General features: G+C 34.6%; 20 protein-coding genes, 1 other RNA gene and 1 pseudogene. 14 read left to right on the forward strand and 8 right to left on the reverse strand.

From position 1 onward, the window contains the following. Positions 1 to 164: 164 nt before the first annotated feature. The 4 genes from THENA_RS07680 to ssrS form a co-directional block, all read right to left on the reverse strand. The gene (locus THENA_RS07680) at positions 165 to 2,207 is read right to left on the reverse strand and encodes an HD family phosphohydrolase (RefSeq protein ID WP_013756836.1); all 2,043 of its coding nucleotides are present in this window, start codon (positions 2,205 to 2,207) and stop codon (positions 165 to 167) included. Between the two features lie 11 nt (positions 2,208 to 2,218). Next, complete coding sequence (rpsU, locus tag THENA_RS07685) at positions 2,219 to 2,398, reverse strand: 30S ribosomal protein S21 (protein ID WP_013756837.1); 180 nt, start codon at positions 2,396 to 2,398, stop codon at positions 2,219 to 2,221. A gap of 24 nt (positions 2,399 to 2,422) precedes the next feature. Beyond that, positions 2,423 to 2,779 (reverse strand): histidine triad nucleotide-binding protein, encoded by a 357-nt coding sequence (locus tag THENA_RS07690; RefSeq protein ID WP_456119696.1) that lies wholly within the window; start codon positions 2,777 to 2,779, stop codon positions 2,423 to 2,425. Then, a non-coding RNA gene (ssrS, locus tag THENA_RS10285) (6S RNA) lies at positions 2,777 to 2,948 on the reverse strand. Before ssrS ends, THENA_RS07690 begins: the two co-directional genes overlap by 3 nt. Before the next feature lie 114 nt (positions 2,949 to 3,062). Here ssrS and THENA_RS07695 point away from each other — a divergent pair. Then, a complete protein-coding gene (locus THENA_RS07695) occupies positions 3,063 to 4,058 on the forward strand; it encodes a glycosyltransferase family 9 protein (protein WP_013756839.1) in 996 nt (331 codons plus the stop codon). On the opposite strand, the gene THENA_RS07700 is transcribed toward THENA_RS07695, so the two are convergent. Beyond that, positions 4,048 to 5,196 carry an O-antigen ligase family protein gene (locus THENA_RS07700; RefSeq protein WP_013756840.1) on the reverse strand — a complete coding sequence of 383 codons (1,149 nt, stop codon included), beginning with the start codon at positions 5,194 to 5,196 and terminating at the stop codon, positions 4,048 to 4,050. The two genes, THENA_RS07695 and THENA_RS07700, sit on opposite strands and share 11 nt — an antisense overlap. Positions 5,197 to 5,346: 150 nt before the next feature. Here THENA_RS07700 and THENA_RS07705 point away from each other — a divergent pair, with 150 nt between their 5' ends. The 11 genes and pseudogenes from THENA_RS07705 to THENA_RS09945 all read left to right on the forward strand — a co-directional run bounded on the left by THENA_RS07705 (position 5,347) and on the right by THENA_RS09945 (position 17,296). Continuing rightward, on the forward strand, positions 5,347 to 7,104 hold the full coding sequence (locus THENA_RS07705; RefSeq protein ID WP_052296074.1) for a GGDEF domain-containing protein: 1,758 nt from the start codon (positions 5,347 to 5,349) through the stop codon (positions 7,102 to 7,104). 312 nt (positions 7,105 to 7,416) lie between these two features. Next, positions 7,417 to 7,812 (forward strand): annotated as a pseudogene (locus THENA_RS10145) (hydrogenase iron-sulfur subunit); the annotation flags it as partial. Between the two features lie 111 nt (positions 7,813 to 7,923). After that, positions 7,924 to 8,241, forward strand: a complete 318-nt coding sequence (locus THENA_RS10150) for an NADH-ubiquinone oxidoreductase-F iron-sulfur binding region domain-containing protein (RefSeq protein WP_245523271.1) — start codon at positions 7,924 to 7,926, stop codon at positions 8,239 to 8,241. Between the two features lie 19 nt (positions 8,242 to 8,260). Then, positions 8,261 to 10,033, forward strand: coding sequence for an NADH-dependent [FeFe] hydrogenase, group A6 (locus THENA_RS07715; RefSeq protein WP_013756843.1), 1,773 nt, complete (start codon positions 8,261 to 8,263; stop codon positions 10,031 to 10,033). Between the two features lie 222 nt (positions 10,034 to 10,255). Then, positions 10,256 to 11,632 carry an aspartate ammonia-lyase gene (locus THENA_RS07720; protein ID WP_013756844.1) on the forward strand — a complete coding sequence of 459 codons (1,377 nt, stop codon included), beginning with the start codon at positions 10,256 to 10,258 and terminating at the stop codon, positions 11,630 to 11,632. Further along, positions 11,629 to 12,885, forward strand: a complete 1,257-nt coding sequence (hydF, locus tag THENA_RS07725; RefSeq protein WP_013756845.1) for a [FeFe] hydrogenase H-cluster maturation GTPase HydF — start codon at positions 11,629 to 11,631, stop codon at positions 12,883 to 12,885. Before THENA_RS07720 ends, hydF begins: the two co-directional genes overlap by 4 nt. Next, a complete protein-coding gene (gene hydE, locus THENA_RS07730) occupies positions 12,876 to 13,880 on the forward strand; it encodes a [FeFe] hydrogenase H-cluster radical SAM maturase HydE (RefSeq protein ID WP_013756846.1) in 1,005 nt (334 codons plus the stop codon). The genes hydF and hydE overlap by 10 nt, the downstream gene beginning before the upstream one ends. A gap of 2 nt (positions 13,881 to 13,882) precedes the next feature. Next, on the forward strand, positions 13,883 to 14,638 hold the full coding sequence (locus tag THENA_RS07735) for a nitrogenase iron protein NifH (protein WP_013756847.1): 756 nt from the start codon (positions 13,883 to 13,885) through the stop codon (positions 14,636 to 14,638). Beyond that, positions 14,632 to 15,924, forward strand: coding sequence for an oxidoreductase/nitrogenase component 1 (locus THENA_RS07740; RefSeq protein ID WP_013756848.1), 1,293 nt, complete (start codon positions 14,632 to 14,634; stop codon positions 15,922 to 15,924). The genes THENA_RS07735 and THENA_RS07740 overlap by 7 nt, the downstream gene beginning before the upstream one ends. A gap of 8 nt (positions 15,925 to 15,932) precedes the next feature. After that, positions 15,933 to 17,096: a nitrogenase component 1 gene (locus THENA_RS07745; protein ID WP_013756849.1), complete on the forward strand. Its 1,164-nt coding sequence runs from the start codon at positions 15,933 to 15,935 to the stop codon at positions 17,094 to 17,096. 11 nt (positions 17,097 to 17,107) lie between these two features. Next, complete coding sequence (locus tag THENA_RS09945; protein WP_154645345.1) at positions 17,108 to 17,296, forward strand: hypothetical protein; 189 nt, start codon at positions 17,108 to 17,110, stop codon at positions 17,294 to 17,296. Positions 17,297 to 17,581: 285 nt separating this feature from the next. Here THENA_RS09945 and THENA_RS07750 read toward each other — a convergent pair whose 3' ends face one another. The 3 genes from THENA_RS07750 to THENA_RS07760 are packed head-to-tail and all read right to left on the reverse strand — an operon-like array spanning position 17,582 to position 19,993. Beyond that, positions 17,582 to 18,256, reverse strand: coding sequence for a cytochrome b/b6 domain-containing protein (locus tag THENA_RS07750; protein WP_013756850.1), 675 nt, complete (start codon positions 18,254 to 18,256; stop codon positions 17,582 to 17,584). Then, positions 18,256 to 18,615 (reverse strand): iron hydrogenase small subunit, encoded by a 360-nt coding sequence (locus THENA_RS07755; RefSeq protein WP_013756851.1) that lies wholly within the window; start codon positions 18,613 to 18,615, stop codon positions 18,256 to 18,258. The genes THENA_RS07750 and THENA_RS07755 overlap by 1 nt, the downstream gene beginning before the upstream one ends. 28 nt (positions 18,616 to 18,643) lie before the next feature. Beyond that, positions 18,644 to 19,993, reverse strand: coding sequence for a [Fe-Fe] hydrogenase large subunit C-terminal domain-containing protein (locus THENA_RS07760; protein WP_013756852.1), 1,350 nt, complete (start codon positions 19,991 to 19,993; stop codon positions 18,644 to 18,646). Between the two features lie 314 nt (positions 19,994 to 20,307). Between THENA_RS07760 and THENA_RS09950 the strand changes: the two genes are divergently transcribed. After that, a complete protein-coding gene (locus tag THENA_RS09950; RefSeq protein ID WP_154645346.1) occupies positions 20,308 to 20,496 on the forward strand; it encodes a hypothetical protein in 189 nt (62 codons plus the stop codon). After that, positions 20,456 to 21,709: a DDE-type integrase/transposase/recombinase gene (locus THENA_RS07765; RefSeq protein WP_013756853.1), complete on the forward strand. Its 1,254-nt coding sequence runs from the start codon at positions 20,456 to 20,458 to the stop codon at positions 21,707 to 21,709. The genes THENA_RS09950 and THENA_RS07765 overlap by 41 nt, the downstream gene beginning before the upstream one ends. The last annotated feature ends 231 nt before the right edge of the window (positions 21,710 to 21,940 follow it).

A 21,940-nucleotide genomic window follows, 5' to 3' on the forward strand; every position in this document is an offset into this window, starting at 1 on the left:
AGATTCTTTAATTGCCTTTTTTAATTTGATATAGTTTAACTTATACCTTTTTCTTTTAGATAATACTAAACTCATAAAAGAATTGCAAACCTTAAAATTATATTAAATATATTAAAATGAAACGCACTATTTTTCAGTGTAAAAAAACCTCCAACGCTTTAAGATTATTTTCTATTGAGATTAGCAAGATCGGGATACTCAATTCTTTGATGAAAAGATCCTATAAACAATCTTATAAAAACTTCTTTTATTCTAAGAAGCTCTTGAAGAGTGATTGGCGATTCGCTTAATTGACCATCTTCAAGTTTGTTTTTAAAAATTCTATCAACCAAACTATCTATTTTTGGCGAAACTGAACCAGATGATGCCCTCACAGCAGCTTCTACCGCATCCGCTAGCATTACTATAGCAGCTTCTTTAGTTTTGGGAAGGGGCCCAGGATATCTAAAATCTTTCTCTTCGACTTCAGAAAAACCCGATTGCAGTGCCTTATGATAAAAAAACACAATCAAACTTGTACCATGATGCTGAGAAATTATGTCCAATATCTTGTCTGGAATGCCATATGATTTGGCAATTTCTACACCGTCTTTCACATGTGAAATCAAAATGGTAGCAGATAACCAGGGAGATATTTCTGAATGTAAATTTACGCCATTTTTTTGATTTTCTACAAAAAATTGAGGTCTTTTAAGTTTTCCAACATCATGATAATAAGACGCAACCCTGGCAAGCAAAGGGTCAGCGTTAATTTCTTCAGCTGCTGTCTCAGCAAGATTTGCCACTATTATGCTGTGGTGATAAGTTCCAGGAGCTTCCATTTGTAACCTTTTTAACAGTGGATGGCTAGGATTTGATAGGTCCATTAATTTCAATGGGCTAAGAACTCCAACAGTGCTCTCAATATAAGGAAGCGCGCCCATTGCTGCAATCGATGATAAAAATCCGTTTGCAATAGCAAAGGCAAACTGGCTAAGGGAATCAAGCACGTTTATACCGCTCCAGACATCCCAAAGTAAAACTGCTAAAAAAAACGTCAACGAAAACAAAAAAGCCGTATCAGACAAATCTCCTCTTCTTTGTATCCCTCTACCAAAGAATGCACCTGCAAAAGCGCTAATGACCGCCATGTAAAAGCCAAGAAGACTAAAATTGCCAAAAAAGAAAACCAAAATTGACAATATAACTGAATAAAGGAGAGAAACAGCAGGAGTAAAAATCAAAGACAAAAGTAAAGAAATACTTGCAAGAGGCACAATAATTGGCGAAATAGGAAACAAAACAAAAACAAAAAGTATATAAACAGAAGAAAGAGCACCAAGAACTATCAAGTGTCCTCTATCAAGAGTTATTTTCGGTGAAAAATTATAAACAATAAATCTAAAAGCAAATAACATCAGCGCTGAAAAGAAAAATAGACTAACAAAATTTCTAACTCCAGAAAGGTTGTCCATAATTCCCAGCTCTTTTAACAAATAAGCTTTTTCTGGAGTCAAGATCTCTCCACTTCTAACCAGTATTTGCCCCTTTTTAACATCAATTACAACTGGAGCAATCCCTTCAATTGCTTTTTGTTTAAGCTCATTGGTTAGTTTATTGTCTATAGTCGCATTAATCCTGAAATAACCTAAAATCAAATTCATAAACGCCTGCGAAGTATCTGGATCCAACTTCAAAGAACTAATAATACTTGCTACTCTATTAGACAACACGTCCAATCTTTCTTCCTTTTGCAAGAGCGCAAAAATTTTGTTAGTATCGGCTTCTAATTCTTTTGGATTTGATGAGATTAACGTCTCTATATCTCTCTCAGTTAAAAAGGGCGCGATGTCTTTAAGTTTTGCAACCCTTTGAGCTTCGGGAAGATTTTTTGTAGATTCTAAATTTGAAAGGAAATAATTAATAGAATCATGAATAGAACCAAATTTATCATATGTTACCACTAAAACATCTGGTACAGCTCTTTCTCTTTGAATTTTTAACTCTTCTGTAGCAACTTTATTTACAATCTGGGCATCTTTAGGAGAAACTACATCGAAAGGAACCATTTTCCCCACAGTCAAAGTAGGATAGACCCCTCTTAAATTATAAAGAAGGGCTGCTAACAAAAACGCAATCAACAAATAACTAAAGAGTTCTTCCCCTTTAAAGCGAGACCAAAAAGGCTTCAGCTGCCCCAAAAGAGAGCCAAAGCGGCTAAAGTTCATTTTAATTTAAATTATCTTTTTTTTCTTTTTTTTGCTGCCTCAGCCCTCTTCTTCTTTTTCTTTACACTAGGACTTTCGTAGAATTCTCTCTTTCTAACTTCAGAAAGAATCCCTTCCTGCTGAACCACTTTGTTAAATCGTTTTAGAGCACTGTCTATTGATTCATCTTTGTTAATACGAATTTCTGGCAAAGTTTAACAACCTCCTCAAAATTATCATCCCGGTGGCCAATTCATAGGCCTACCGCCTATCACATGAAAATGAAGATGAAATATGGTCTGACCTCCATCATCTCCAACGTTTGTTACAACTCTATACCCCTTTGTCAGTCCTTCTCTTTGAGCAACCAAATTGCATACATATAATAAATGAGAAACCAGACTGAAATCCTCAACATCACTTAAGCTCCTTATATGCTTTTTTGGTATTACAAGAGCATGAAAAGGCGCCACAGGATGTATATCCAAAAAAGCTAAAGAGATATCATCTTCATAAATTATCTTAGAATTAAGTTTCTTTTCAGCAATAAGACAAAAAACACAATTATCCAGATAAAGACCTCCTAAGAAAATACTCCCACAGTGCCGTGTACCAAGAGTCTTGAACCCAAGCCTCATACACTAATGGGCTTACCTTCCTGCAGTCGTTCGCAAAAAGCGAACATAATACAAGAAGAGATCAGCCCTCGAACTTCGGTGTTAGCTCAAGATCTCAAGAGCATCACGAACACCGCAGGAACTTATAAGAGTATAACATAAAATAAGCTTAGAGTTAATAGAAAAAAGTTCTACATAATAATAGCTTAATAAAATTTGTTTAAGTTAACTGGAAATTTAAGTAGTATATAATAATAACATGCCACTCAAAGAAAAAACAAAGATTCTTGTCATATTCGGATACCCTGGTATTGGTGATATATTACTAGCTTCACCGGTATTAAGAGCATTATACAATTATTACAATGAAGTAGAATTTACTCTTTTTGTAAGAAAAATCTCATCTCTTTCAAGCGTTTTCAATATCATTCCTCATTGTGAAAAAGTTGTTTTCTACGATAAAAATATAGAACACAAAAGTAATTTATCCTTTTTTAGGTTATGTATGTCCCTTAGGAAGGAAAAATTTGACCTTGCCGTAGTCTTGCATCATTCTCCAAGAAATTCTATAGTCTCTTTTCTTTCAGGCGCAAAAAATAGAATAGGATTTGATTACGGGATAAATAAGATCTTCTTAACCAAGCATATAACCCCGAACGAGAATCAAAATATTATTTACTATTATGCTGATATCTTGAAAACTATAGGAATAAAAGAGTTTAATCCAAGGCCATGGATTATAAAACAAAATATAAAAAAAGTGAAAAATAGAATAGTTTTTTCAATTGGCTCTAGCTGGCATCGTAAAGAATGGCCACCTGAAAATTTTGCTTTTCTGGCGAATATGCTCTGCAAAGCAGGTCACGAAATAGTTTTGGTAGGTTCAGACAAGGATATAGAAAAAGCAAATATTATTGCATTAAATTCAGCAGTTACTAATATGGTTAACAAGACAAAAAATCTTCTGGATCTTTGCAAGATTATTGAAAGTTCAAGCCTTCTAATTTGCCCCGATACAGCAAGCCTTCATATTGCTAGAGGACTTGACACAAAAACTATTAGTCTTTTTGGACCAACTTCGCCGATAATATATGGACCTCTTCCAGAAGAAGAATTAGATCACAAAGTAATATATAAAAACCTTCCTTGCTCTAATAGATGCATTGACAAAGAATGTCCAGACAACGTATGTATGAAAGAAATTACCCCTGATGAAGTTTATAAAAAAGCGATAGAAATTCTATCTAATCAGTAAGCCTTATTGTTGAGAGAGTCATAAAGTAAGCTAGTATTTCAAGTTGCATCCTACCATAAAACATATTACCTGTAAGTCCCTCACCAATCCAATATCCAGTTATAAAAGTTAATAATACTGAAGATAGTGCCCACTGAAAACCACTTGAGTTCTTGAATATGTTTATAGTCTGCTTATAATATTGATAAAGCAAGGTTAAAAGGCATGCTAAACCAACTATCCCCATGTCTGTTAGAACCTGAATAAAGGTATCGTGTGCATGAGCCACTGAATTTGCAAGAGGATCCTTTGGGTTAAGATATCTATAATGATATGCAAAATGTCCTGCACCTACACCGATTATTGGACTAAGTGGAAAAATCTTAAAGATAGCCACCTTCCAAAACATTATTCTTTCGTGATTAGCTGTATAAGTGAAGTTTAGAAGATCCAGAAAATTCGTTATACCCACATTCCTTTTTATAGGTGCAAGCAAACCAAACAAGAAAATTGCTGTAGCAACAATTAAACCTTTTGTCCTGAAAATTAGTATTACAAACAGACAAAGACCTATTACGCTGGAGATAAAACTTCCTCTCGCACTCGAAATGTACAATACAAAAAATTCAAAGAAATAGATAACAAACCAAAAATAAAAAGATTTTTTTCTAAAGTTATAAACCGCAAGAATAAATGGCGCCAAAAGAGCAAGAGCTTGATAGGCGCTGTAAGCTGTGTAATAATGAAAACTACCTACAACCTCTTTTCCCTTTAACCATTGAAAGAAAAACGCATATATTGTGATGGGAAGAGAAGAGCAAGTCATTGTTACAAAAGAAAAAATAACGTCACTTTTAGACTTTATAATGCAATAGGTAACAAATATCACAATAGCATATTCAAGGTAAGTACTAGTCCACCTCAGCCACAATTCTTTATCTGCTGCTGCAATACCAGATAATACAGCCGATCCAAATAACAACAAAGCGTAAGGCAATATTCCCTTTTTCAAAACAGATAAATTTTCTTTAGTTAAACAACTTAAAAATGAAAGCGTTAAAAAAATATAATCAACAGCATTACTTAAAGGATTAGAAAACAAAAAAAGACAAAAGAATAATAAAGAAATCTTATGTCTGTCGATAGCAAATTTTTTCATAATGGCTCCCTGATAAAATTTTTTTACATTTTAACACCAAAAACAATAATACGTCATAAAATTTTCTTTTTATAAGTTAAGTCTGCATATTTTTTTTTACAAAAAATTAACAATTTTGTTATTTAATACCTTCTACTGGAGGTGAATAATTTGAATGATTTATTAAAAAATATATTAGAAAATAAAAATTTCACTACACTATTTCAGCCTATATTTTCACTTTCAAATGCTACAGTAGTAGGTTATGAGGCCCTTACGAGAGGCCCAGAGAACTCTATTTACTACAATCCAGAAAAACTATTTGAAAGTGCAAAAAGTGAAAATTTGCTATGGGAACTTGAACTATCTACAAGGTTAAGCGCTATAGAAAAATTTTGCAATTTTAAAACAGATAAGATTTTATTTTTAAACGTAGACCCAGATATAATAAAAGACAAAAAATTTACTAAGGGCGCTACAAAACACTTATTTGAAAATATAATTAACACTTCGAACATAGTTTTTGAAATTACAGAAAAAACAGCAATAAAAGATTACATAGAGTTTAAAGAAATTATCCAAAATTACAAAACTCAGGGTTACAAAATTGCAATTGACGACGTTGGGTCAGGGTATTCTGGTCTAACTACTATTTCAGAAGTAAGGCCAAATTATATAAAGATTGACATGTTTCTGATTAGAGATATTGACAAAGATAATTTCAAGAAATCTATAGTAAAAGCACTTGTAGAATTAGCTGACAACACAAACATAAAGCTTATAGCTGAAGGAATAGAAACATTAGATGAACTAAAGACTGTAATAGAATTAGGAATTCCTTTAGCACAGGGTTTTTTGTTGAGTAGGCCAGCAAAGGAACTTTTGGAAATGAATGTAACCCTAAAAAACTTTATTAAGGAAATAAAATCTTCTTTAGAAAAGACAAAATTCACTTCTGCTTTTGAAATTAGCATCGGCAAATTAGCAAGAAGAGACAAAGCAGTTCAATTTTCAACTCTATCAGCTGATATAGAAAAGATATTTTTAAATAATTATAGATTACATGGTATAGCAGTGCTAGAAGGCGAAAGGGTTGTAGGGTTAATCACAAAGAGAGACTTTTTCACACAACTTGGCACTCGATTCGGAAGAGAGCTTTATTTAAAAAAGCCTATAGAAAAGATTATGGATACAGAACCTTTATTAGTTGACTATTACACACCAATCAATAAAGTGATAAAAAGAATAGCAAATAGAGAAGAACATAAACTATATGACTATGTAATAGTTGAAAAGGAAGAAAAATATTTTGGAGTAGTTCCAATCATAAATCTTTTAGAAAAATCTATGGAATTAGAACTATATATGGCAAAATATTCAAATCCCCTTACAGGATTGCCTGGCAATCCAATAATTGAAGAAAAAATTGGAGAAGCAATAGACAAGAAAACGCCTTTTTCCCTAATTTATTTCGATTTAAATAATTTTAAATCCTTTAACGACTATTATGGTTTTGAAAGAGGAGATAAGGTCATTAAGTATACTGCAAACATTTTATCAAGACATATTAGTTTTAATGATAATGCCTTTTTAGGGCACGTGGGTGGAGATGATTTTGTCGCCATTGTGAAATCATATAATATAAAAAATTTATGCAAGAATATCATAGAAGAGTTCGATTTTAATATAAAAAGATTTTATAATAGAGAAGACTTAGAGAGAGGGTATATAGCTACCCTTGATAGAGATGGATCTCAAAAAAATTTTCCAATTATGAGCATCTCAATATCATCTGTAAGCAACAAGAATCACCTAAATTATGAAAAAATAATAGAAAGAGTTTCAGAAGTAAAAAAATTATGCAAGAGTTTTTGTAAAAAATATTGTAAAAGCTACTTTCTTGCTGAAGAAGAGATCTTTATTGAATAAACTGAAATAAGTAACAATAACAAAATTATCCTCTCCTTAAAAAGCCAAAATCAGGATCTATTAACAAAAAATAATTCATTTATTTGACAACCTTTTAAATTTTTTTCTATAATTCATTAATAAATAATTTTGCCAAGAAGGCATAAAGAGATAATATAGCTGTAGCCGCAAATCCTCTGGCCATAAGCTCCTTTTTGATACCAAAAAGGCGTTGTCTAAACGCAATTTGAAATTATTTCGTAATCATACATACTTTCCTGAAGGTTGGTTAAAGGCTAAGAAAGCCCAGATAAAAAATTGAGGAGGTTTACTATGGATCAGGGCTTTGAGCCTAAAATTGTTGCTTTTTTGTGCAATTGGTGCAGCTATGCAGGAGCAGATTTGGCTGGTTCATTACATTATACTTATCCACCCAACTTATGCGCAGTTCGTGTTCCTTGTTCAGGAAGAGTTGAACCTGAGTTTATCGTTCAAGCTTTATTGTCAGGTGCTGATGGTGTTTTAGTTTCAGGTTGCCATCCAGGGGATTGCCATTATGGGACGGGAAATTATTATGCTAATCGAAGATTTAATCTTCTTACCAGATTTCTCGAAGTAATTGGAATTTCAAAAGAAAGAGTGAAACTTGAATGGGTTTCAGGGGCAGAAGGTTTAAGATTTTCTCAAGTTGCAAAAAGTTTTACAGAAAAAATTAAAAACCTTGGTCCAATATCAATTAAAACTCCTACAAGAATAGATTGGGCTACTCTCTCAAGAACAATAGCTGTTGTTGGTTCAGCAGGAAAGCTTTTCTGGGATGAAAATAAATGCATGGTAGAAATGGTCGATTTCTTCCTCGATTATACTCAAAAAAATTCATGCGGCGAATGTGTCCCATGTAGGATTGGGTCAAAGAGGATGCAAGAAATCGTTAAAAAAATTTCAAATGGTTCCGTCTCAGAAGAGGAAATTTCTATTCTCAATGAATTGTCAGAAGTTATTGGAGCATCAAGTAAATGCGACCTTGGAAAAATGGCAGGCAAAGCTGTGAAGTTCACCTTACAGTACTGTAAAGATGATATAGATGCTCACAGAAATGGGGGCTGTGGGTATTCAGTTCCAGCTAATCCAGGCTGGAAAGCAATAGTATTAAAATAACTGAGGGAGGATAAGGCATATGGCAAATATAACGTGTACGATTGATGGACAAAGAGTTAGTGTACCTGAGGGCACAACAATACTTAATGCTGCAAAGCAAGTAGGGGTAAAAATCCCAACTCTTTGTTATCTTGAACATGTTGGATTAAGACATGTAAAACATGAAGTGGGAGAATGTAGGGTTTGCGTTGTAGAAGTTGAAGGAAAAAAGGATTTTGTAACATCATGTAATACTCCTGTTGAAGAAAATATGATTATTCATACTCACACCCCAAAAATTATCGCAGCAAGAAAACTAAATCTTGAAATGATGTTGAGCGATCATCACCTTGACTGTCCAACATGTCCAAAGAATGGTATATGCGAATTGCAAAAACTTTGTGCAGAACTCAATGTAAGACAGATAAGACCTCAGGGAGAAAAAAAAGAATTGCCAATTGATGATTCGTCTCCTTCCATAATAAGAGATCCAAATAAATGTATTCTCTGCCAAAGATGTATTACTGCTTGTCGAGTTCTTCAAACAGTTGATGCTCTTGAACTTTATGGGAATGGATATGATGCTGTCGTAAGACCAAAAGGTGGACTACCTCTTATTGAAACACAGTGCGTCGCTTGTGGCCAGTGTGCTCTTGTGTGTCCAACAGGCGCGATCTTAGAAAAAGATGATACAGGAACAGTATGGAAAGCGCTTGCTGATCCGAAAAAACATGTTGTTGTTCAGACTGCACCTTCTACACATGTAACAATTGGCGAGGCATTTGGGTTACCTGTTGGAACAGATATCACGGGAAAAATGGTTGCAGCACTTAAAAGACTTGGATTTAATGCAGTATTTGATACAAACTGGTCTGCAGACCTTACAATTATGGAAGAAGGTTACGAGTTAATTCATAGAATTAAAAATGGAGGCGTTCTTCCACAATTTACATCTTGCAGCCCTGGTTGGATAAAATTCTGTGAAGAATTTTATCCTGATTTGCTTCCCCATATTTCGTCCTGCAAATCACCTCAGCAAATGTTTGGACCCATCGCGAAAACTTATTATGCTGAAAAAAAAGGAATTAATCCCGAGGATATCTTCGTTGTTTCAATAATGCCCTGTACAGCAAAGAAATACGAAGCTGCTCGCCCAGAAATGAATGCGGCAGCTACTTACTGGAACAATCCAAATATCACAAGAGATGTTGATGTTGTCTTGACGTCACGAGAGCTTATAAGAATGATTCGCGAGGCTGGAATTGATTTTGCCAACCTTCCTGATGAACCATACGATCCTCTCATGGGAGAAGGCACAGGTGCTGCACAAATATTTGGTGCAACAGGTGGAGTTATGGAAGCAGCTCTGAGGACAGCATATGAAGTTATCACTGGAAAAACGCTGCCAAAACTTGATTTTGAAGATGTAAGAGGAATGAAAGAAATTAAAGAAGCATCAGTAAATATGAACGGACTTACAGTAAAAGTACTTGTTGCACATTCTCTCGGAGCAGCTAGACAACTCTTGGATAAAGTCAGAGCGGGAGAACTTAAAGATTATCACTTTATAGAAATTATGGCATGTCCAGGAGGATGTATTGGTGGAGGTGGACAGCCAATTCCAACTACAGTTGAGGAAAGAGAAAATCGTATCAAAGGGATATACGAAAGAGATAAAAAACTTAAAATCAGGAAAAGCCATGAAAATCCTGAAATTCAAGCAATTTATAAAGAATTTCTCAAAGAACCTCTTGGACACAAATCACATCAACTTCTTCATACCCACTACACGCCAAGAGGTAAAAGTAATTAAAAAATAGAAAAAGTTTGCTAAACATTAAGAAAACAAAATTATAAATAGATGTTGATTTGAAAATTAATAAATTAGGAGGCAGAGCTCTTAAAAAAGAAGATTGAAATTGTTTCTGTCTATAATCCTACAGGATCTCTAATGATCCTGTAGGTCTCATTTCAGTACATAAAGTACAATGAAGAACTCTTTATCATTTTAGCGAAGTGAGGTTATTGTAAGCTAATGTTTACTTATCGTCATGAAGAAGATTTAATTGGTTGTATGAATATCCCTACTAATATTTATTGGGGTATTCATACCGAAAGAGCTAAAAGAAATTTTGATTTTGGTTTTGCCAAAGTAAATATGGCCATTATTTTTGCTCTTGCTATGGTCAAAAAGGCATGCACCATAACCAACTATGAATTAGGGTTCTTAGAAGAAAAAAAGGCTAAAGCTATTATTACAGCATGTGATGAAATTATGGAAGGAAAGTTTAGTGATCAGTTTCCACTAGATGCTCTTCAAGGGGGCGCTGGTACTTCTATTAACATGAATTTAAACGAGGTTATTGCCAATAGAGCCATTGAAACTCTTGGTGGCTTAAAGGGTAATTATAACTTAGTTCATCCCTTACATGATGTCAATCTTCATCAATCTACAAACGATGTTTTCCCTACTGCTATCAAAATAGCAGCAATATTTAAACTAAGAGAACTTAGCGAAGCCATTGCTAGACTTCAGGGTGCCTTCCAAAAAAAAGAAAAAGAATTTGCTGGTATTGTAAAGATTGGACGCACTGAACTTCAAGAAGCTGTACCCTTAACCTTGGGAACTGAATTTGCAGCTTTTGCTGAAGCTATTGCCAGAGATAGATGGCGAACATTTAAATGCGAAGAAAGATTAAGAGTAGTTAATCTTGGTGGTACTGCAATAGGGACTGGGCTAACAGCACCAAAGGAATATATTTTTTTAGTCATTGAGAAATTGAGAGAAATTACAGGGCTTGGACTTTGCCGCGGTGAAAATGTCCCAGGAGAAACAGCCAACGCCGATCCTTTTGTAGAGGTTTCTGGCATACTTAAAGCTCATGCCTCTAATTTAGTAAAAATTAATAATGACTTAAGACTTTTAAACCTTTTTGGAGAAATTATGCTTCCTGCCCTACAATCAGGCTCTTCTATTATGCCAGGTAAAATCAATCCAGTACTCTGCGAAGCTGCCATTCAAATCGGGCTTAAAGTTATGGCCAATGATTTTTTGATTACTGAAGCCACCAGTCGTAGCACGCTTCAAATTTGTGAATTCTTGCCTATTCTAGCCCATGCCTTACTAGAATCACTGGACTTATTGATTATACTTAATCAAAAAGTAGTTGCTTATATTAACAATATCAATGCCAATGAAGAAAAATGTCAGGAATACTTTAATAAAAGTCTTACTCTGATTACTGCCTTTTTACCATTAATTGGCTATAAACAGGCTGAAGCTTTAGTTAAGGAATTTTTAAACCTTAAGGGTGTCGACTTAAAAGAATTCTTATCTCAACGACTGGGAGAAAATGTAGTTAAAGATATACTTTCTCCTTACAAACTTACAGCCTTAGGATATCGACAATGAATAAGACACCACGAGGAAACAGGCTCCATATTGCACTGCTTGGCAGAACTAATGTAGGCAAATCTTCATTTTTAAATATGATCACAGGACAAGATGTTTCTATTATCTCATCAATACCTGGTACCACAACCGACGTCGTAGAAAAGGCTATGGAACTTCTACCTATTGGCCCTGTATTATTTTTGGACACTGCTGGTTTTGACGACAAGTCAACATTAGCAAACTTAAGGCTTAAAAAAACCTATAATGTTTTCAATAGAGCTGATGTTGCTGTTTTACTATTAGAACCTGAAGTTTGGACTGATTATGAAGAGGAAATATTAAAAGAGACTCAAAAAAGAGAGATCCCTCTAATCGCCATTATTAATAAAATTGACCTTAAAGAACCTTCAAACAACTTTATCAATCAATTAAGATCACGTATAGGACAGGTAGTTATTATTTCAGCCTTGGACAAGAAAAATCGGGACAACTACGTTAATGCCTTTAAAACACAACTTTTAAAGATTTGCCCGCCAGATTTTCTACAACCACCGCCTTTAATAGGTGATTTGCTGCCGCCAAGTGGATTAGCAGTTTTGGTTGTACCTATTGATTTAGAAGCTCCTAAGGGAAGGCTTATTTTACCTCAAGTACAAACCATAAGAGATACTCTCGATAATGACGCTGCTGCTCTTGTGGTTAAAGAAAGAGAGCTAGCACATATTTTAAATATTTTGAAAATAAAGCCTAACATTGTAGTTTGTGACTCCCAGGTAGTCTTAAAGATGTGTGCAGATACCCCTAAGGGTATTCCAGCAACGACTTTTTCCATACTTTTTTCTCGATACAAAGGTGACTTGATAGAACAGGCCAAGGGAGCGGCTCATATTGAGGCTTTAAAAACTGGAGACAAAGTACTTATAGCTGAAGGTTGCACCCACCACCCTATTGAAGATGATATTGGTCGAGTTAAGATTCCTCGCTGGTTAAGACAATTTGTAGGCAGCGATCTCCAAATTGATTTCTATGCTGGTAGAGATTATCCTGATAATTTAGGTGAATACAAACTGGTTATTCATTGCGGTGCCTGCACCCTCAATCGGCGTGAAATGCTTGAACGCATTCAAATGGCAAAGGAAGTGGGCGTACCAATTACTAATTACGGTATTAGTATTTCTTTATTGCAGGGAGTTTTAAAACGTACTTTAAGCCCTTTCCCTGCAGCATTAATAGCATTTGAGAAAGAATTGGAGAAGATAAAATGCCATTAGTAAAAAAAGAGATAATACATTATTTAACTGATAAAACTGCCGAAGACGAACTTTTTTCTAAAGCTGATGACACAAGAAAACAATATTGTGGTGATACAGCTAATTTAAGAGGAGTAATTCACTTTTCTAATTACTGCCGTTGCGATGATCTTTATTGTGGTCTTAGGAAAAGCAATAAAGAAATGAAAAGGTTTCGCATGGATACTGAAACAATTATTTCTTTAGCTGATGAAATCGCTAAAAATTCAATTAAGACTATTGTCTTACAATCTGGCGAAGATGTTTTTTATAGTTGTAAAATGCTCTGTCAAATTATAAAAGAAATTAAAAGGCTACATGATGTTGCCATCACATTAAGTCTTGGCGAAAGAAGTTGTGATGATTATAAACGCCTTTATGAAGCAGGCGCTGACAGATATTTGATGAAACATGAAACCATGAATGAAGAATTATATGAAAAAATGCGCCCTGGCCGCAAGTTAAAAGACCGCTTAAAAGCATTGGAATATTTGAGAGAAATTGGCTTCCAAGTAGGAACCGGCAATATTGTAGGGCTTCCAGGGCAGACAATTGAAGATCTGGCCAAAGATATACTCTTTTTCCAAGACTTCCAGCCAGATATGATAAACATTGGTCCATTTATACCCCACAAACAAACGCCACTAAAGGATTATCCTCCAGGAGACTTCGATCTTATGCTTAAGGTTTTTGCTCTAACTCGCATTGTAACATTAAATACCCATATAGCTGCCGCTAATACTGTAGCTACCTTAAGACCCATAGAAGGGCAATATTTGTGCTTCGTTAAAGGTGGATGCAATGTCTTGATGCCCAATTGCAATCCCTTTGCTGAAAGCAAAGAAAAAAAGGTTGAGTTTGAATTTCAGTGTGCTCCTAAGAAACGATATGTTAGTGTTGATGAAGCTAAAGAAATTCTAAAAATGGCAGGTAGAAAGATCGCTCAAGATAAGGGACACTCGCTAAAAAGGAGGTAAAAATGTTAAAAATCGCTGTTTACGGTAAAGGGGGTATTGGCAAATCAACGATAACATCTCATCTTTCAGCTTCCTTTGCCACTTTAGGCAAAAGGGTAATGCAAATTGGCTGTGACCCCAAAACTGATTCCACAATGAATTTACTTGGAGGCAAATCACCTAAACCTATTTTAAGGTATATTGAAGAATACGGACAACCTGAAGATATAGAAGAAATTGTTAAAATTGGCTTTAAAAAAGTCATCTGTCTTGAAGTAGGCGGCCCCACTCCAGGAATTGGTTGTGCCGGGAGAGGTATTATTACGGCCTTTGAACTCTTAGATGACTTAGGAGTTTACCAAAGATATAGACCTGATGTCGTGCTTTATGACGTCTTGGGAGATGTGGTTTGCGGCGGTTTTGCAGTACCTATGCGAGAAGGGTATGCTGATAAAGTGCTTGTTATAACTTCTGGGGAAAAATTAGCACTTTATGCAGCAGAAAATATTATTCAAGCAATTAAAAACTTTTCCGATCGAAATTATGCCCGTCTTAGCGGCCTGATTCTGAATAGAAGAAATATCCCTGAGGAAATAGAAAAGGTAGGAAACTTTGCCAAAAAAATGCATACCAAAATCTTAGGTATTATTCCCAAAGATGAATACATAAATAGGGCTGAACTTGAGGGAAAGACCACAGTTGAGCTTGACGAAAGCCTTCCAATAAGTCAAACATTTATTAGCTTGGCTGGAGTTTTACTGGAGGAAAATCAATGCTAATAGAAAAGTCCAGAATAAAAATAACCGATTTTAAAAGTAAAAGGGATTTTCCCTTTGCTCCCTTAGAAGCAGTAGGTCCTAATCTTTCTGGCTGGGGAGTGGTGGAAACCAGTTTACTTCTACCAAACAGCGTTTGTCTGATGGTAGGGCCACTTGCCTGTTTAAGACATTCGGCTTTTATGGCACAGGCTCGTAGTTTTTATAAACGCTTTTATATGCTGCCTTTAGAAGAAGTAGAAATTGTTATGGGCAAACATTTTTCTAAAGTAAAAGAATCCTTAAAGGAAATTGCTTTGAAGGACTCGCCTCAAATTTTGATTTTAGCAGGCACTTGTTGTGATCATATTTTAGGTACTGATTATAAAGAAATAATGCAGGAACTAAAAAAAGAATTAGGGATCGAAGTCATTTATCTGGTGATGGCTCCTTTAACCATTGGCCTTAAGCCTTCACCATTCGAGATTGCTTACACTGCCCTTTACGAATTTTTAAAAGACAAAAGGAAGGAAGAGAAGGAACAAAAGGCTATCAATATTTTAGGTACCTTTTTACCATTATCAGAAAAAAGTGAGTTTTATAGTCTGTTAAAAGAGGCTGGCTATAAAAGCATCTATCAAATTCCTACCTGCAAAGACATTAATGAGCTAAAGCAAATGGCTAATGTTTGCTTAAATATCGTAATACATCCTCTCGGTAATATCCTGGCAAAAAAGATGGAAACAGGAATGGGTATTCCTTATGTCTTTTGCCCTCAAAGCTACGGAACAAAAGAAATTGAACAACAATATCAAAAATTAGAAGAAAGATTAGGACAAAAACTAAATTATACCTTTTACAAAAAAAACATTGAAAAGCTCCCATTGGATATCTTAAAAAATAAAAGAGTAGCTATTGGTTGTAGTATTAACGGAAGTCCATTAGAACTAGCTTGTGCCTTAAAGCAATTTGGCGCTGAACCCAAAGCTATTTTCCTTAGAAATACCCCTAAACCATACGAATGGGAATACGTTGAGTGGCTTTCAGATAATAGCGCTGAAACCTATATATATAATGTTGCACACCCTTATCTAAACGAATCAATAAATATATTTGATGACATAGAACTTGTGTTTGGAGTAGATGCCGGTATTTATTGTTCTAAAGCTATCAACATTCCGCTTTCACGTTATCAAAATCAAACATATGGTTTTGAAACTCTTTTATGGCTTTTTGAAGAAGTCACAAAAAATATCACTAAACCTATAAGCAACTATGACTGGATTTACAATTATAATCTTCTAATTTAGGAGGAAACATGAACCTTTTTTATAATCTTTTACCACTTCCGTCTGGATATTTTGGCGCTAGCAGTGCTCTTTATGATTTGGATGGGCTTATCGTTGTTTATGGCCCAGCTGGTGGTGCTTGGCACATAAATATTGAAGATGAACCCAGATGGTATCGTGGAAAAACAACTGTAATCGGAGCTGGACTTTTAGAAATGGATGTTATCTTAGGAAAGGATTCAGAATTTGTGGAAAGAATTGTCAGTGTAGCCCGTGACTTAAATAGAAACTTTGTGGCTCTGTGTGGAACGCCAGTTTCTGCCATTATCGGTGCAGATTTAAAAGGTCTAACCCAAGCCATTCAAAAAAGGATTTACACGCCTACACTTTGCATTGAAACTTCTGGAACAGAAAACTATCTTGAAGGAGCTAAAAAATCATCTATTAAAATAGCACAAACTTTTTTAAAACAACTTCCCAAAATACCAAATTCTATCAATATCTTAGGAGCCATCCACTTAGATACAGGACATCCCAAACACCTTAAGCCTTTAATTTCTTTTTTAGAAAATTCCGAAGTTAAGATAACAAGCATATGGGGGCACTCTCCTTTAGAAGATATTAAAAGGTCAAGTTCAGCCAGTTTAAATATAGTAATAGGTCTAAGCGGATTAAGTTTAGCTCAATACATGTATGAAACATTCGGCATTCCTTATATTATTGGCTTCCCCATCGGCAAAAAAATGCAGGAATATTTCTTCAACATCCTAAAAGATAAGCCATACCATTTACCAACTGCTTCTTACTATTTTAAAAAGGCTCTTGTTATTGGAGAACCAGTTAGAGCCTTTAGCCTTAAACTTTTTTTAGAAAGAGAGCTTTGCATTAAGACTAAGGTTATTTCAATTCTGCCATTTAAAGAACTCTTATTACCACAAAAAGGTCTTAAAAACACTATTATTATGCCTTCAGAAGAAGATATACCAATCAATTCTGAATCAACAATTGCTGATTTGATGAGCAAATCTGATGTCGATTACATCATTGCTGATCCCTTCTACGAAAGATTGTTACATCAAAAAAGGCAGTTTATTCCCTTACCCCACACTGCTATAAGTGCCCGTTTTTACTGGGACGCTGATTATGAATATATAGGAGAAATCGGAGCTAAATATTTAAAAGATAGACTTTAAACAAAATATATTTGAGAACATATCGTTGTATCAAGGTATTGGTTTCCGATCTGATGACAGCAGCAATATTGCCATATCCTCGTTTTCAAATGGAAGTTTGTGGCACTTATATAGCGCAACAATTTCGCGCTGGCGTAATACCCTTTCCCCTTGATAAATTACTCTTAGCTAATGTTATAAGTTGCCCAATGTTATATTAATTTTTTTAAAATCTTATAAAATTTAACTAAAAAAACAATTACATGTCTCCCCTTTTTATCCTTAAAGTTTTGATAATTTTTTCAAAATCTTTAAAAAATACTTTTTTTACTAACATAATGTTAAATTGCTATCAAAGGGGAGACTTATTCATAAAATAACAAATCTCACTTACAAAAACTAAAAATTTACAATTATATCAAGTTTTCTTTCAAATTAAAGTCTCTCATAATCATCAAAATTATTAGTTTATAGAAATAAAAAGAACCGTTTAACTTAAATAAATATTATTCGTTTTTTATATGTCCAATCTCAATCAAATCTTCCTTTACCCATTTAGGTGAGTGATGCTTGGCAACTTGATAAGGCATATAACCGCTCCCTAATCGCCACATAGCCTTGAAGTCGTCAAAGTTAATTAATGAAAGGGGTAGATGAATCACGGTTACAAGAATAGTAGTGATTATGCTGCCCCACACGTGAAAATAAAATAGAAAACTAACCACTTCTTTACCAAGTCCTTGTCTCATAAGATAAAGAGCCCAACCCGATACAATTAGTCCAAATATCATAAAGATAAACAAAAGATATGCCAGCTGTTGGCCTGTATTATATTTACCTTGAGGAGCAGTTTCTTCAGGACCAAAAGGAATTCCAAATTTTCTAGGATAACCACCTAAATTTTTAAACCAAGCCAAAGAATCCTTATCCCACTTTAAAAGATTTCTAAGTAAAATATAGAACCTATCAGGACTAATCAAAATGAAAGAAATCAAATTTAGCGTAAAGATTATTGCTGTCCAAATGTGAACTTGCATCAAAAATCCTGCTATATCTTCAGGAACTAATTTGAAAAAAACAAGTATTCCAGTAATGGCTAAAATATACCACGTAATAGCATTTACATTGTGAAATACTTTTTCAGAAACAGGAAACCTTAATACTTTTTCGTTATTATCCATTATAATTTCCCTCCTTGCATTATTAAATCAGATCTCACAACATATCCTTTTGTATGAAGTAGCTGTTCTGAAATTTTGCTAAGAGGATGTCCTGCAAATTCTTTATAAAATCTTTGTACTGTGGGATTTTCAAATGAAGCTGCCAAACCTGCTCCCTGCAATCTTTGATCGTCTTTGTAGAGACCTGCCTGTCTCATTGTTATATATTTATTTCTCTTTTTTATAACATCTGTTGCAGCAAATCCACCTATTGCTAAAACAGATACTAAAACCCCTGTAATTTTTAAAAAGGTTCTTCTACTTAGCAAAGCTGAAGACGGTTTTTCTTCATACTTGAAAGGAACTCTTATATCTTCCATCTATTTCCCTCCTTAAATCCAAATTTGCTTAAGCTTTTAATCCCAAAGGAAGTAACGGGTCTATCCAAGACGTCCCCATTGGATTAACCGGTTGTCCCCCACCATTTATACATCCTCCTGGACAGTTCATCACCTCTATGAAGTGATATTTAGAAGTTCCTTGTATCACATCACCAATAACCTCATCCAAGTGGTTTTTTATTCCGTTAACTACTGCAACCTTTACATCTATTGAATTGCCCGATTTAAGAGGAATTCGGATTTCAGTTTCTTTCAAACCCGTTGTATGTCCTCTAACAGCATAGATATCCCAGCTTGGAGGATCATTTCCTGAAAGAACGTAATAAGCAGTTCTAAGAGCTGCCTCCATAACCCCACCGCTATTGCCAAATATTGTTGCAGCACCAGTATAAATATCTAAAGGATCATTTTCCCCTTCTTCCGGCATCTCTAAAGGATTGATCCCCTTCATTTTAAGAAGTGTTGCTAAATCTCTTGTTGTAAGTACAGCATCAATGTCAGGGAAAGGAGAAGTATCTTTTGGAATCGAACCATTATTTTTTAAAAATTCATATGCTGATTTAAATTCTGGTCTACTAGCCTCAAATATTTTAGCAGTACAAGGCATTATTCCAACTGTATAAACCTTTCTTGGATCTACTTTCCATATATTTAAAGCAGCCCAGGTCTTCGCAGATGGGCCTGCCATTTGCATGGGCGATTTTGCTCCTGATATATGAGGGAGAAGTTGAGGATGATATATTTCTGCATATCTAATCCATGCAGGACAACAACTTGTAAAGTGTGGCAGCGGATGGTCTGCCATCTCCTTTAGCTCCTCGCTTCTTTCTCCAAGAAGCCAGTATCTTACTTTAGCTATAAATTCAAATCCCTCTTCCATTATTGTTTGATCGGCAGCTAAATTGTTTTCATACATTTTAAAACCTGCTTTTCTTAGCGCATTGTGAAGGCGTTTGACTGTCAGCGTTCCTGGCGGGGATCCAAATTCTTCTGCTATTGCTACACGAACAGCAGGAGCTGTTATTGCTACAACAGTTGTTTGAGGATCTTCAAGTTTTTTTGCAACCTCCTCAACAAAACTCATTTGCTCAATTGCACCAAAGGGACAATTAATCAAACACTGTCCACAGGTAATACACTTCATTATGTCTATAGAATGAGCAACTCCTAATTCTCCCCTTATTGCATTTGCTGGACACTGCTCTCTACAAGTATCACATCCTACACATTTATTCTGATTAATTTTTATTATTCCTTTTAACTCCCCTGGTCTATAAGTACCTTCAGGCAATGGTCCCTTTACCCGTGAGTCCGGGCCTGGCAAAAAGGTAGTTACAGGCTGTGTAGTACTACTCATAAAAATCCCTCCTTTGGCATACTTTTTTTTGGCATTTTTAATTTTGGGGGGGATCCTTCTTCCCCCCCAAACAACCGCAATCCCTGGCCACAACTCCAATTGCATTCGATTCCTAATCGAATTAGGCGTAAAAACATTAAAATAAAACAAATATGACTAACTCATTATCCATAACCTCCTTTCAAAAGAAAAAGCCACGAAAGCTAAACGTAATAACCATTACGCCTTCGCCTTCATGGCTTTTTGATAACAACCTTATTAATTTAAAAACCCTAATTCATTTAGGGCAATCTTAGCTATGCTAAGTTGCATAGATGATATCAAAAAACAATTTAAGTGTCAACCTTACGAATTGCTTCATCAAAAATCTAAACGAAATACAATCGTTGCCTCAAATAAAAAATCTAAATGAAAATAATAAGCCTCTTAGAATAGTAGTTACTATAACTCTGGAGGCTAGAAATGGGGTTAACGATGAAGGAAAGAAAATCAGTGGTGAGTGAAATTGCAAAAAGATATAAAAAAGCAAGCAAGAAACAAAAAGGCATAATTTTAGATGAGTTAATAGCTTTGACTGGATACAATCGTAGTTATGCATCTTTTCTTTTAAGCAGTCATGAGAAGATAGTAAGGATGAATAACAGAGTTTTAAAAGTAGATTTAACGATGAAGAAAAAGAAAAAGAAAAGCAAATATTATGATGATGATGTAAAAAAGGCGTTAATTAAGGTATGGGACGTTTTAGATTGTCCATGTGGCAAAAGGTTAAAACCTGTTCTTCCTGAAATAATATATAAACTTAAAGAGTTTAAAGAAATACAAATTGAAAGGGATGTAGAAGAAAAACTCTTTAAGATAAGCGCATCTACTATAGACAGAATACTTTCAGAATACAAAAGAATGAATAAACCAAAGGGAAAGACATATACAAAACCAGGCAGCCTTCTTAAAAGCCAGATCCCTATAAGGACATTTTCAGAATGGGACGAAAGTATACCTGGATATTTAGAAATAGACCTTGTAGGTCATGAAGGAGGAGATCTAAGAGGAGAATTTATCCAAACTCTAACTGCAGTTGACATTTGCACCGGTTGGATAGAAATAGATGCTTTAAGAAATAAAGCTCAAAGGTGGGTTTTTGAATCAATAGATGAAATAAAGAAACGCTTGCCTTTTAAACTCTTTGGAATTGATTCTGATAATGGAGCAGAGTTTATAAATCATCAACTTCATCGCTATTGTGTTGAAAATAATATAACGTTCACAAGGTCAAGAAAATATAGAAAAAACGATAATTGCTATGTTGAACAGAAAAACTACTCTGTAGTAAGAAAATATGTTGGTTATTTTAGATATGATAGAGAAGTTGAGCTAATAACTTTAAAAAGGCTTTATGAAAGCCTAAGGCTATATATAAACTTTTTTCAGCCTGTAATGAAACAAATCTCAAAAGAAAGAATTGGAAGTAAAGTTACAAAAAAATACGATAAAGCAAGAACTCCTTATCAAAGAATATTAGAAAATCCTGGTGTAGAAAAAATAGATAAAGAAAAGCTAATAGAACAGTATACAAAATTAAATCCAGCTGAACTTCAAAGAGAAATAGTAAAACTTCAAAAAAAATTACTAGAAGATATATCCATAAAGGAAGAAGTAAGAAACTCTATTAAAAAAATTAGCAAAAACAAAGATAAAATATGTTATGGTTATGTTTAGAATTTTAAGTGAGGCAACGAATACAACTTCCTTTAGGTTTTTAAATGAGGCAACACGCCTTAAGGGTGTTAACTGTTAACGGACAGTGATTTCACTCCTTAAGAAGACGCTAATTTTGTCACTATGATGGCAAAGTTTTTTGAGTTTTAAAGAATCACGCAAAGTTTTTGTAATTGAACAAACAATTTAAGGCAATATCAAAAAAATAAAAAACTCTTGCAAACAATTTTT

Source organism: Thermodesulfobium narugense DSM 14796, assembly GCF_000212395.1.
Taxonomy (GTDB): Bacteria; Thermodesulfobiota; Thermodesulfobiia; order Thermodesulfobiales; family Thermodesulfobiaceae; genus Thermodesulfobium; species Thermodesulfobium narugense.

Bases quoted from the DNA above. Each gene is read 5' to 3' on its own strand.
- THENA_RS07760 (WP_013756852.1), bottom strand. From the start codon at position 19,993: ATGAGTAGTACTACACAGCCTGTAACTACCTTTTTGCCAGGCCCGGAC.
- THENA_RS07765 (WP_013756853.1), top strand. From the start codon at position 20,456: ATGGGGTTAACGATGAAGGAAAGAAAATCAGTGGTGAGTGAAATTGCA.
- THENA_RS07735 (WP_013756847.1), top strand. From the start codon at position 13,883: ATGTTAAAAATCGCTGTTTACGGTAAAGGGGGTATTGGCAAATCAACG.
- hydF (WP_013756845.1), top strand. From the start codon at position 11,629: ATGAATAAGACACCACGAGGAAACAGGCTCCATATTGCACTGCTTGGC.
- THENA_RS07745 (WP_013756849.1), top strand. From the start codon at position 15,933: ATGAACCTTTTTTATAATCTTTTACCACTTCCGTCTGGATATTTTGGC.
- THENA_RS07715 (WP_013756843.1), top strand. From the start codon at position 8,261: ATGGCAAATATAACGTGTACGATTGATGGACAAAGAGTTAGTGTACCT.
- THENA_RS07720 (WP_013756844.1), top strand. From the start codon at position 10,256: ATGTTTACTTATCGTCATGAAGAAGATTTAATTGGTTGTATGAATATC.
- THENA_RS09950 (WP_154645346.1), top strand. From the start codon at position 20,308: ATGATATCAAAAAACAATTTAAGTGTCAACCTTACGAATTGCTTCATC.
- THENA_RS07755 (WP_013756851.1), bottom strand. From the start codon at position 18,615: ATGGAAGATATAAGAGTTCCTTTCAAGTATGAAGAAAAACCGTCTTCA.
- THENA_RS07750 (WP_013756850.1), bottom strand. From the start codon at position 18,256: ATGGATAATAACGAAAAAGTATTAAGGTTTCCTGTTTCTGAAAAAGTA.
- THENA_RS07740 (WP_013756848.1), top strand. From the start codon at position 14,632: ATGCTAATAGAAAAGTCCAGAATAAAAATAACCGATTTTAAAAGTAAA.
- THENA_RS10150 (WP_245523271.1), top strand. From the start codon at position 7,924: ATGGTCGATTTCTTCCTCGATTATACTCAAAAAAATTCATGCGGCGAA.
- hydE (WP_013756846.1), top strand. From the start codon at position 12,876: ATGCCATTAGTAAAAAAAGAGATAATACATTATTTAACTGATAAAACT.
- THENA_RS07700 (WP_013756840.1), bottom strand. From the start codon at position 5,196: ATGAAAAAATTTGCTATCGACAGACATAAGATTTCTTTATTATTCTTT.
- THENA_RS07680 (WP_013756836.1), bottom strand. From the start codon at position 2,207: ATGAACTTTAGCCGCTTTGGCTCTCTTTTGGGGCAGCTGAAGCCTTTT.
- THENA_RS07695 (WP_013756839.1), top strand. From the start codon at position 3,063: ATGCCACTCAAAGAAAAAACAAAGATTCTTGTCATATTCGGATACCCT.